Below are 11152 nucleotides of genomic sequence, written 5' to 3' on the forward strand. Positions count from 1 at the left end.
TTCAAAGCTTTCACAAAGGAAAACTCATGTCTGAGAACCTTGCTAAGACGATATAAGTCTTTCTGCCCTACACCTCGGTTATCCATCCAAAAACGAATAGCTTTGTTGCGAACAAATTGACAGGTTCTCATCGCCTCATCAATGGCTGCATATTGAGTTGTTTTCCCTTTAGCTTTAAACTCTAAAACAATCATTTTACGTGGAAAACTTCTACACAAATATTCTACCATAATCAAAGCCGTCCAAGAAGGACGGGGCTTTAGACCCAGTTTCTTGGTAAAAACAGCCTTTCAATGCTGTCCCCTGTCCCCTGTCCCCTGTCCCCTGCTATTGCTGTTTCAGAAATTCGGGTACAAGTACAGATTTGGTTCAACAGTTACTGAAATCTGTTAGTTCTAAAACCTATGCTGCTGTGGAGAGAGACTAATTCTTTTTGTGTCCATCACTCGCGTTGCAGCAACCAGTTATGCTATTTCGCCAACTGTTTGACAAAGAATCGAGTACCTATAGTTACTTAATAGCTGACTCAAAATCCCAGTCAGCTATTTTAGTAGATCCGGTATTGGAACAGGTAGACCGTGATTTACAAGTATTGCAAGAATTGGGATTAACCCTCAAATATTGCCTGGAAACTCACATTCATGCCGACCACATCACGGGGACAGATAGATTGAGGTCGCTGACGGGATGCTTAGGTATTTTACCAGAGAACGCCGCCGCTACTTGTGCTGATTTATATATTGGGGATGGTAATATATTAGAATTGGGAAATGTGCAGCTTCAGGCGATCGCCACTCCCGGTCACACTGATAGCCATATGGCTTATTTAGTCAACGGTACTCACTTGTTAACGGGAGATGCCCTATTTATTCGTGGCTGTGGTCGTACCGACTTCCAAAACGGCAACCCCGGCTCATTATACGATGCCGTCACGCAAAAACTCTTCACCCTGCCAGAAGCAACCCTAGTCTACCCTGGTCACGACTACCAAGGGTGGACAGTCTCCACCATTGGCGAAGAAAAACGCTGGAACCCCCGCTTTGCTGGACGCAGTCGCAGCCAATTTATTGAGTTCATGAATAACCTCGATTTACCCAAACCTAAGAAGATGCTAGAAGCTGTACCAGCAAATCAGCAATGTGGCAAAGTTTGATTAGCTTAGGACTTACGCAAGTGTCATAATCAAACTAACTGTAGGGTGCGTCAGACCCAATAATTTCGTACAAATGAAGGGATTTTCCACATCTGACGCACCCTACCATATGTGCCAGTTGCGTAAGTCCTGTAGCTTTGGATGATCAAATTTGCAGCAACAAGGGAGGCAAAATAATTGATAATTCTTAATAGTGAATTGTCAATTAAATCCTCCCTGAATCAACGGCTACTAATGCTGACTCATATTCAAAAGCTATATAAATTTATTGCATTAATACTACTACTAATCCTCTCAAGCATCGTGGCATTACCTGCCATAGCTGATGTGTGCCGTAATTATCACGGTCAGCGTATTTGTATTGTGAGTATTAATCGCAGTGCTAAAAATTATTGGGAATATAGAGCGAGTGTGACCGTTGACGGAGTAAAAAGACCCCTGGAAGTTTATAACTGTCGCCAAAAGTTGAGAGTGCAACAAGATGGAACTATAGTACCATTTGCACCTAAAGACCCTGGTGAGTTAATATGTAGTTTTTTCAGAAACACATAATTTCAGTTATCAGTTATCAGTTATCAGTTACAGTAGTTTCGCTATTCGTGAAATACTGTAGAGATTGACATGTAACGTCTATACATGATTTTGGGTTTTACGTTACGGCAAGGGCTTTCTCTTACCTGTCCCCTGCCATATCGTGGTTTTGGTAGGCATTGCTTTTTTTTCAGAAATCAAACTGGATATAGTTTTTCGTGATCGGAATTCGATATATTAATCCTGTCAACATAATTAATTAGGAAAACTACAGTGACGCAGGAAGCTGATGACATTCAGCAAGCGCAAGAAACGGTTTCCTATAATGCGCTGACTCGCAGCCAACAGCAGCAACGATTAATAGAATTGGCATCAGTGTTTTTACGACTGGGGGCGATCGCCTTTGGTGGCCCAGCAGCCCACATTGCTATGATGGATAATGAGGTGGTGAATCGCCGTCAGTGGATGAGCCGCGAGAAACTCCTCGATTTGCTGGGTATTACAAATCTGATTCCTGGCCCCAACTCAACGGAATTAGCCATTCATATTGGTTACGAGCGAGGCGGATGGCGTGGTTTATTGGTGGCAGGTAGTTGCTTTATTTTACCTGCTATGCTAATAGTTTGGACATTAGCCGCCATTTATGCCCGTTATCAAACTGTGCCGCAGGTGGGATGGTTGCTTTATGGAATTAAGCCGGTAATTATTGCCATTGTGCTTCAGGCTGTGTGGAATTTGGGGAAAAAAGCCGCCAAAGATACGCCAACAATCATTGCGGGTATAGTAGCGATCGCAGCTTACTTTGTGGGATTAAATGAAATCTTACTGCTAATTTTGCTAGGTATCGCCGTCATGGTGTTGAAGAATTGGCGCACAGGGCGTACAAGCGGCGCATTTATCCTACCTTTTTCTGGTGTTCTCGCTCAAGTCGGGACAACAGCCGCAGTCACATCAGTCAGTTGGGTAAGCGTCTTTCTCTTCTTTCTGAAAATTGGCTGTGTTCTCTATGGTAGCGGTTATGTGTTGCTGGCATTCCTGCAACGAGATTTAGTCGAACGTAACCAATGGCTAACATCACAGCAGCTTTTAGATGCCATCGCCATTGGTCAGTTTACACCGGGGCCAGTGTTCACCACCGCCACATTTATCGGCTATTTGCTGGCTGGAAATGCAGGTGCGATCGCTGGTACAATTGGCATCTTCTTACCCGCTTTTGTGTTAGTTTGGTTAGTTAATCCTTGGGTAACTAAATTACGTCAATCACCCTGGGCAAGCAGCTTCCTTGATGGTGTGAATGCAGCCTCACTCGGATTAATGGCAGGAGTCACTTATACATTAGGACGAGCCGCAATAGTAGATTGGTTAACAATTATTTTAGCTGTTGTGAGTGCGATCGCTGTATTTCGCTTCAAAATCAACTCCGCCTGGTTAGTCCTAGCCGGAGGCTTGATAGGACTTACCACACACCTATTTAGATGAGTCCTGAAAAATTTTGAATTTTGAATTGATATCACCTCCTCTGTGTGGCAAAAACGCACCACATCACAAACACCGTCAAACCTAAATAGGCTGATACAGTTAACCATTCTTGCCAGCTACCAGATAAATAATCCATCGTAAAAATGTGATATTTTACTACAAAATCTCTGCTTTTCTCCATCCTACGCCCTCAAACCATCAGTATATTCCTCATTGAAACCGCAAAAAATTTCTGTTATCTTTCCGGAATCAACTCAAACGCCGTGGTATTACCTATCAGTACAGCCAATTATACAGAACTTCTATATCTAAACCCTTGGGGAATATATCCCCACAGCTTACACAAAAGCCCGGACATAACCACCGGGCTTTTGTTTTTGATATTAAGTTGTCTTTACCATTATGACTTACCCATGAAAACGAAAAATTAAGGGTTTGAACAAGGGTATAGGGGTATAGGTTTCGAGAACCCTTATATTAAGATATTTTGCTTGATTAATTTTATTTGTTATTCTTTTTTCAAAGAGAAAAACATCATAATTTATAGGTTTTTTATTAATTTATCTACAAGATTAAAATCACATTACTTAATGATTAAATACACATAAATTTATGATAATTATGAGATTATTCTGATATTTATATATTTATACCAAAATTAATTCTTATTTAAAGAAATTTGCCATGAACCGAAATCAAACAGTTATTCTCGGTGTTATTATATGGTTTGGACTGGCTTTTTTAGGTATTTTTTTGCAAAATTACTATGATTTTTGGCAATATATTTTCTTCTTAAGAATACCTATAATTGTTGGATTACTGTTGATGATTTTGCCATTTATCGCAGTTAACACTTCTCTTTCAGCAATGCTGAAAAACCTGTTTGTACTGCGTAATAAAACTCAACTAATTTTAGTTATTACTGGTGCAGTTTTAGCAGGACTGGCAACTATACGTATTGCAGACGTTATTTTTTATAATTCACATCTTCGTTTTGGTGTAACTGAAAAGCAAGCAATTCCAGAATTTTGGCAAATTTTATTTGCTATTATATTGAGCCTGCCTATATCTATAGAAGCAATTAAACAATCTAAGCAGGAAATAGAAGAGACATCTCTTAGTCCAGAAATATGGGGAATTATTGTTGGTATAGTCTTAAGTGGATTATTGCTAATTATAAGTTCCTTGAGTAAAAAGATTTTTGAAAATAATCAATCATTAGAGCAAATACTATTAACCTTGATTAATTTTTTACCAGAAAGAATACAACAAGGTTATGTAGATGGAAATCATCATTTGTCTTATGGTATCTCTCAATTAGTAGTATTTTCTATTAGTGTACTAATTATTTACATATTAGGTTATGTTCTTTTCAAACCACGCCCTGTCAGTAGGAGATTTGAAGTTCCTGCGCTTTTTTATCTTACTCTAATTTTGTCAGTTGCTGTCTTGTGGTTAGGACAAACTTCCTTTTTCAACGACATATCGCGTATTCCCACCTTGCTATTGTTTTTAGTAATTTCATCTGTTTCTTATTTGATTTTTGGTGTAGACCATTTTTATAAAATATATAAACTCAGTGATGAATATCCAGAACCAAGGAAGAAAGAATGGATTGATGCTATATTTCAGCGTCTAGAAAATCAACGAAGTGAAGCAAAAACTTTGGTAGTTGTTTGTGCAAGTGGTGGCGGTATTCAAGCATCAGGATGGACAACTAAAGTATTAACTGGTTTACAGGAAGCACTGGGAACTAAATTTACAAAAGCAATCGGTTGGATTAGTGCAGTTTCTGGTGGTTCTGTGGGGACAATGTTTTATTTAGATAGATTTGGAGAGCAAGGTTTTCCTGAACCAGAGCAATTAGACAAAATATTTAAAAGTGCTACTGAAGATAGTTTAGATGCTACAGGTTGGGGATTAGCTTATCCAGACTTACTTCGTCTTATCGGTTTACCTTTTTTGGTACAAAAAGAGCAAGATAATGGTAATGCAACAGACCAAGATCGTGGTACTGCTATCGAGATAGATTGGCAAGGTGAAATGAAAACGCCTGATGCGAGTTTTGGTAGCTGGAGGAAGAAAATTCATCAAGGAATTCTTCCTATTCCTATTTTTAATGCAACTCTAGTTGAAGACGGACGGCGTTTTTTAGTTAGTCCGATGACTTTTTGTAATGACAACGATAAACACTTTGCAGACTTTAACACACTTTATCCAGGGTTCGATATTGATGTGACAACATCTGCTAGATTATCTGCTACTTTTCCTTATGTATCTCCTGTATGTCGTCCTAATCAACCAACTCAATGGAACTATCATGTTGGTGATGGCGGTTACTTCGATAATTTCGGTGTGGTTACTAGCGTAGAATTACTTGATCAATTACTAGAGCAAGATGAATTACAGCAAATCAGACAAGTCATTTTTTTACAAATAAATGCTTTTCCTGATGATGAAGATGAGAATAGACAAGATGGTGGCCCTGGATGGGTGATGGAGGTAATTGGGTCATTGCTTGCCTTATTAAATGTACGTAGTTCTGCCCAAAATGGAAATAATAAATTAAACGTAGCACTATTAAAGGATAAATACGAATGTGGCTATGCCCATATTGATAATGAAAAAAAACTAGAGTTCTTGAAGGGGAAATATTGCCAAAAAGGAGTAAAAATTCATTACATTCCCATTAAATTCCCTAAAGGAAAAATCCAACCGCCACTTTCTTGGCAGCTAACACAAGAACAAAAAAAAGCAATTATATCTGCTTGGAATGAATGGAAAACAGATAATCGTGAATATTTACAAGAGATGGAAAGGGCGTTGCAGTAGGCTACGCTGTCACAAGATTAGATGTAATTGATTAACCTTACCCACTCCCCAGTCCCCAACTATATCTCCCTGTAGTAGCAAACAGCTTACTCACATTTTTGAGTAGATTAAAAACAGGCTATCTTTAGAAAATTATGACTTCTGGAATAATTGAAGATTTGGTGTTGGTTGTTGGGGCTACGGGTGGAGTAGGACAACTTGTAGTGGGTAAGCTGTTGGAGAAGGGTGTGAAAGTCCGCACTCTGACGCGGAATGCAGAAAAAGCCAAAAAAATGTTCGATGACAAAGTAGAAGTTTTTGTGGGCGATATCCGCGAACCGAACACACTCCCAGCCGCAGTTGATAATGTTACTCAAATCATTTGCTGTACCGGAACGACAGCTTTTCCCTCTGCAAGATGGGAGTTTGACCCACAACCTAATTTTTGGGAATGGGGACAGATTTTTCTAGATTCTAACTATCGAGAAGCAAAAGCCAAAAATACTCCGGCGAAAGTTGATGCTGAGGGTGTAGCTAACTTAGTCGCCGCCGCACCTCGCAATTTGAGAAGGTTTGTTTTTGTCTCCTCGGTGGGTATTCTTCGCAAAGATCAGCCGCCTTTTAGCATTTTGAATGCCTTTGGTGTGCTGGATGCCAAACAAAAGGGAGAGCAAGCAATTATTAATTCGGGATTGCCTTATACTATTATCCGCCCTGGACGTTTGATTGATGGCCCCTATACTTCATACGACCTCAATACGCTCCTGAAAGCAACCACAGACGGTAAGCTTGATGTGGTTATCGGTAAGGGTGACACTTTAGCGGGTGATGCTAGTAGAATTGATGTTGCCGCAGCTTGTGTGGAGTCTATTTTTTATTCAGCTAGTGAAGGGCAAATTTTTGAACTGGTGAATAAGGGGACAAGACCAGCGACAATTGATTGGGAAAAACTTTTTTCGCAGTTGGGTTAGCTGGTATGACGAACACTTATGGAGATTATCAACAGCCAGAACAGTGATGTTGCTATCTTAGCTAATATTGTAGTTCGCCGCCCTCGTTATGTCGAGGCGATCGCCGGAGTTTGTCGAGAAGCTAGAGTTTTACCGCTACTGCGCGATCGCCTCACTTTTCCAGTTAGTAGGGTGCGTCAGTACGATAGACCCCAGCTATACCAAGAAAATATTCATCCTGACGCACCCTACATTTTGGATATTTTTTTATCTGAAAGTCCCTTAGAATAATCTACGTATGCAAGATGCGGAACATCCAGCACAAGCTGCTGATAGAGATGTTGAGCAGAAAAGGACTTGGTACTCTCCGGTTGCAGAAATCTACTATAACGCCAGACCAGCCTACCCCCAAGAACATATTAGTCGAGCGATCGCACTTACTCAACTCTCCCCAGATGCGTCGATTTTGGAAGTTGGTTGTGGCCCTGGAAATGCTACGATAGCTTTTGCTGAGTTTGGCTTTGCAATGACTTGTCTTGAGCCAAATCCAGATTTTTGCCGTTTAGCACAACGAAACTGTGCGCCATATCCCAACGTGAAGATTTGCCATAATACCTTTGAAGAGTGGGACAAGCAAGGGCATCAGTTCGACGCTGTTCTTTTTGCGAACGCTTTTCATTGGATACCACCAGAAATTCGCTATGCCAAAGCAGCAGAGGCATTAAGAGATGATGGTTATCTGATTTTACTGTGGAACTTGACACCCGAACCAAGATATGCAGTTTATCAAGCCCTAGAGGAAGTTTATCAAGCTTATGCGCCTTCGCTTGTGCGGTATGAAGGTGCAGAAACGCAAGCAGAGATTTTAACAGGATTTGCCCAAGATATTCTCGACTCTGGTTGTTTTCGGGATTTGGTGACTGAGCAAATCGCCTGTGAAGTCACATATACTATTGATGACTTCCTCAATCTTTTAAGCACTCTCCGCAGGCTAGAACCACAAACGAAGAATTTGCTATTTGCAGAATTGCGCCAAAAGTTGCATAAGTTTGGAGATACTGTTCAACTCTCGTTTCTATCTGCTGTTCACGTTGCCCAAAAGATTATTTGACACTCTATCTATGAGAAGATTAAAGTTGTGTTTTGATAACTATATATATGCTAAATTAGCAAGCCTTAATTTAGTAAATAAGTGATTAATTGTGTGTTAATAATATGCGTAACGCTAGCTAATAATACTTTCTAATACAATATGATGAAAAAAAAGTTGAATCAGCTTGGTTCTGTAGGTTGGATAATTGGAGCGAGTGCGGTCATACTATTCATTGCAAGCAGCTTAAGACACGCCTTATTCCAGTCAACTGCTTTGGATCTAGCTGCTTTTGACCAATGGGTGTATCTTGTGAGCCAAGGATTACCCCCGATTTCATCTTTTTTTAGTTTTCATGTCCTGGGAGACCATGCTGCTTTTATTCTGTATGGCATTGCTTTGTTATACAAAATTTATCCAGACGTACACTGGCTATTTGCACTACAAGCAATCTCATTAGCAATGGGAGCTTTACCTATATATGCTATGAGTTTGCAAATCGGCTTATATGTACCTTATGCAAGAGTATTTGCTCTTTCTTATCTGCTTTATCCTGCTTTATTTAATATTAACTTTTTTACTGATTTTCGCCCAGAAGCGATCGCAGTACCCGCCTTGTTGTGGGCAATGTGGGCAGGAATGAGCGGTCGAATTTGGCAGTTAATTGTGGCTGTTATCTTAGCTTTAATTTGTAAGGATAGTCTCAGTTTAACTGTAATTGCTTTAGGTGTATGGCTGTGGTTAATTCCGCGTCGCTTTCTGTATGGTATCGGATGTATTGTTGTCGGAATAGTTTGGTATTTGGTAACAGTTAGTTATTTAGTGCCATTGCTTAGAGAGGGTCAAGCAGGTGGAGTGGTATTTTACAAGTCTCTTGGTGGCTCTCCTTCACAAATTATTTGGACAATACTGACCAATCCCGGTTTAATTTTAGCGAAGTTTTTTGTACCTGATACTCTGTTTTATTATTTGCTACTCATCCTACCAGTTATCATTGGCTTACACTGGCGAGAGACACTGACAATACTGCCTGCATTACCAATGTTATTACTTAATGTTATTTCCGATTATGGAGCGCAGCGAGACCTCATTCATCATTATTCATTACCCATCTTTCCGTTTATTATTGTATGGCTTGTGCGTTCAGTAAGGCTGTATCAGCAACAGAAAAAAAGACGTTGGCTACAGCCTCGTATTTTGGTAGCTTGGGCTGTAATTATATTTGTTACACTAGCTAAGTACGAATTTTTTGTAACACGATACCTATCAAGCATACCAAACCTTTCATCTCTCTACACTGCTGTACATTTAGTTAAAACCCAAGGCAGCGTTTTAACAACATCAAAAATAGCGCCCCACTTGAGCCAACGTCAGATTATTCAAATCACTAGCCCAAACTTGGAAATTTTACCAACGATTAATAATACATTTGATTATGTATTGCTAGACTTATTAAATCAAAACCAAAACAATAAACTAGAATTTAGTTCAGATTTAGTACCTCAACTGCAAAATAACCTAGCATATAAGTTAGAGTATGAGCATGATAACGTGTATTTATTTAAGAAGCGGTGAAATTAAAGAGAAACTATTAGCATTTCCCAGCAGTTTCCTATGAGATAAATCAATTTCATTGACAGTTGAATTGTCTAATAATAAATAAAATTTGTTTGACGATTTTTCTTGCAAAACTGACGTAGTAGTCGGAATCACTTGACAATTACAATAAAAGTCTAAACTAGGACGACTATAAGCGAAAGAAGTATAAATTTTGGTTCCTGGTGTAATGTGTTGGCGAATTAATGTTGCAACTGGTTTAACTGGAAATGCTTCGTTTAATTCCCAAATCCATAATTGGGAACTCATGAGTAGAAATAAAACTGCATACATCCCCGCAAATAACAAGGGAATAAAGCGGCGATCGCTCCGACTCACAAACCATGCTACTATAGCCATAGTCACAGTTAAAATCAGACTCATGACTACTAATATAGGTTGAGGTTCGGTAGTGGAAAAGTAAACGCCACCTCCTAAACCTGCGATCGCGATAAGACTAAATAAAATTACCCAAGCTTTTGATTTAACCTGGCGATGTTCCCAAACATCAGCTAATTTAACACCAATTGCCAAAGCTAAAAACGGATATATAGGCATTACATACCAAGGTAGTTTTGTTTTCATGATGGAAATGCTTACTAAGTAAACAGTTGTACCCACAAGAATTAAACAACCCCAGGAAGTATGACGTTTTCTCCAAGCTAAATAAAGCCCTCCAGGTAAAAACAATAGCCAGGGGAAACCATATTTAAGTATTTCTAGTAAATAGTACCAAGGCGGGCCGCTATGACCTTCTACAGACTCGAAAAGACGGTTAAAACTTTGCGATTGTAAGTTAGTTTGTAAGAAGTTATTACCATAATATTGCAATTGGGCGATATGCCAAGCGATCGCAGGTGCATTTCCTAAAAACAACCCCAGCCATAAATAAGGACTTTTTAATAAGAAAAACTGTCTATCTGCGAGGAGAAATAACCCAGCAATTCCCCCCAATAGCAAAACCATCATCCCTTTTGTTAGGGCAATTAACCCTAAACCTAAACCCACACCCAAAGCGTATTTTTGATTATGACTTGCTTTCAACAAACAATACAATGCTAATAAGAAAAAAGTGATAACTGTCCCATCTAACATCGCCAGTCTTCCGTGGCGTACCACAGGCAACATAGTTAGATAAACTAAGGCAGTAAACAAAGCTGGTATGCGGTTAAAAAGTAATCGTCCTAACAAGTACAACAAAGGTACTCCCAACGCAGTTATTACTGCGCCAGGAAGACGTGTTGTCCACTCATTTACACCAGCAATAGAGTAAGTCCAAGCAATTAACAAGTGCATTAAAGGCGGCTTATTATGATAGGCTTCCCCCGCTAGGGTGGGATAAAGCCAACGCAGAGAACCTACCGGGGCTTGCCAAATATCACGAGCAACTTGTGCTATTGTACCCTCATCCCAATCACGTAAAGGAGAGTTACCTAAAAATATGAGCCACAAAGCTAAAGCAGCAACCGATAAGCCTAGTAATAATTTTTTTTCTGTGACTGGGTGCATATCGAAATTTAGTTAATATTTTAAAAGTATCTG

The 11152-nt window shown here is 39.6% G+C and carries 10 protein-coding genes and 1 pseudogene; 8 read left to right on the forward strand and 3 right to left on the reverse strand.

The features are described 5' to 3' along the window. Nucleotides 1–194: pseudogene (locus tag H6G83_RS23535) on the reverse strand (hypothetical protein); the annotation flags it as partial. A gap of 272 nt (nucleotides 195–466) precedes the next feature. On the opposite strand from H6G83_RS23535, the gene H6G83_RS23540 reads away from it, so the two are divergent. From H6G83_RS23540 to H6G83_RS23550, 3 genes are all read left to right on the forward strand, one after another. After that, complete coding sequence (locus H6G83_RS23540) at nucleotides 467–1153, forward strand: MBL fold metallo-hydrolase (protein ID WP_190476400.1); 687 nt, start codon at nucleotides 467–469, stop codon at nucleotides 1151–1153. 234 nt (nucleotides 1154–1387) lie between these two features. Further along, on the forward strand, nucleotides 1388–1705 hold the full coding sequence (locus H6G83_RS23545) for a hypothetical protein (protein WP_190476401.1): 318 nt from the start codon (nucleotides 1388–1390) through the stop codon (nucleotides 1703–1705). Between the two features lie 252 nt (nucleotides 1706–1957). Further along, complete coding sequence (locus H6G83_RS23550) at nucleotides 1958–3163, forward strand: chromate transporter (protein WP_190476402.1); 1206 nt, start codon at nucleotides 1958–1960, stop codon at nucleotides 3161–3163. 31 nt (nucleotides 3164–3194) lie between these two features. Here the strand turns inward: H6G83_RS23550 and H6G83_RS23555 are convergent, their stop codons facing one another. Beyond that, nucleotides 3195–3344, reverse strand: coding sequence for a hypothetical protein (locus H6G83_RS23555; RefSeq protein WP_190476403.1), 150 nt, complete (start codon nucleotides 3342–3344; stop codon nucleotides 3195–3197). Between the two features lie 503 nt (nucleotides 3345–3847). Here H6G83_RS23555 and H6G83_RS23560 point away from each other — a divergent pair. The 5 genes from H6G83_RS23560 (at nucleotide 3848) to H6G83_RS23580 (ending at nucleotide 9589) form a co-directional block, all read left to right on the forward strand. Continuing rightward, a complete protein-coding gene (locus H6G83_RS23560) occupies nucleotides 3848–5995 on the forward strand; it encodes a patatin-like phospholipase family protein (protein WP_190476404.1) in 2148 nt (715 codons plus the stop codon). 134 nt (nucleotides 5996–6129) lie between these two features. Beyond that, on the forward strand, nucleotides 6130–6945 hold the full coding sequence (locus tag H6G83_RS23565) for an SDR family oxidoreductase (RefSeq protein ID WP_190476405.1): 816 nt from the start codon (nucleotides 6130–6132) through the stop codon (nucleotides 6943–6945). Nucleotides 6946–6963: 18 nt separating this feature from the next. Further along, nucleotides 6964–7215 (forward strand): hypothetical protein, encoded by a 252-nt coding sequence (locus H6G83_RS23570; RefSeq protein ID WP_190476406.1) that lies wholly within the window; start codon nucleotides 6964–6966, stop codon nucleotides 7213–7215. A gap of 7 nt (nucleotides 7216–7222) precedes the next feature. Continuing rightward, nucleotides 7223–8035: a class I SAM-dependent methyltransferase gene (locus tag H6G83_RS23575; RefSeq protein WP_190476407.1), complete on the forward strand. Its 813-nt coding sequence runs from the start codon at nucleotides 7223–7225 to the stop codon at nucleotides 8033–8035. A gap of 141 nt (nucleotides 8036–8176) precedes the next feature. After that, nucleotides 8177–9589, forward strand: coding sequence for a DUF2079 domain-containing protein (locus H6G83_RS23580; protein WP_190476408.1), 1413 nt, complete (start codon nucleotides 8177–8179; stop codon nucleotides 9587–9589). On the opposite strand, the gene H6G83_RS23585 is transcribed toward H6G83_RS23580, so the two are convergent. Further along, entirely contained in the window at nucleotides 9572–11119 is a 1548-nt protein-coding gene (locus tag H6G83_RS23585; RefSeq protein ID WP_190476409.1) for an ArnT family glycosyltransferase, read from the reverse strand. The genes H6G83_RS23580 and H6G83_RS23585 overlap by 18 nt on opposite strands. Between the last annotated feature and the right edge of the window lie 33 nt (nucleotides 11120–11152).

It is taken from the genome of Anabaena azotica FACHB-119, assembly GCF_014697625.1.
Classification (GTDB): domain Bacteria; phylum Cyanobacteriota; class Cyanobacteriia; order Cyanobacteriales; family Nostocaceae; genus Trichormus; species Trichormus azoticus_A.

Coding starts and splice junctions, on each gene's coding strand:
- H6G83_RS23540 (WP_190476400.1), top strand. CDS start 467: ATGCTATTTCGCCAACTGTTTGACAAAGAATCGAGTACCTATAGTTAC.
- H6G83_RS23545 (WP_190476401.1), top strand. CDS start 1,388: ATGCTGACTCATATTCAAAAGCTATATAAATTTATTGCATTAATACTA.
- H6G83_RS23555 (WP_190476403.1), bottom strand. CDS start 3,344: ATGGAGAAAAGCAGAGATTTTGTAGTAAAATATCACATTTTTACGATG.
- H6G83_RS23560 (WP_190476404.1), top strand. CDS start 3,848: ATGAACCGAAATCAAACAGTTATTCTCGGTGTTATTATATGGTTTGGA.
- H6G83_RS23565 (WP_190476405.1), top strand. CDS start 6,130: ATGACTTCTGGAATAATTGAAGATTTGGTGTTGGTTGTTGGGGCTACG.
- H6G83_RS23570 (WP_190476406.1), top strand. CDS start 6,964: ATGGAGATTATCAACAGCCAGAACAGTGATGTTGCTATCTTAGCTAAT.
- H6G83_RS23575 (WP_190476407.1), top strand. CDS start 7,223: ATGCAAGATGCGGAACATCCAGCACAAGCTGCTGATAGAGATGTTGAG.
- H6G83_RS23580 (WP_190476408.1), top strand. CDS start 8,177: ATGATGAAAAAAAAGTTGAATCAGCTTGGTTCTGTAGGTTGGATAATT.
- H6G83_RS23585 (WP_190476409.1), bottom strand. CDS start 11,119: ATGCACCCAGTCACAGAAAAAAAATTATTACTAGGCTTATCGGTTGCT.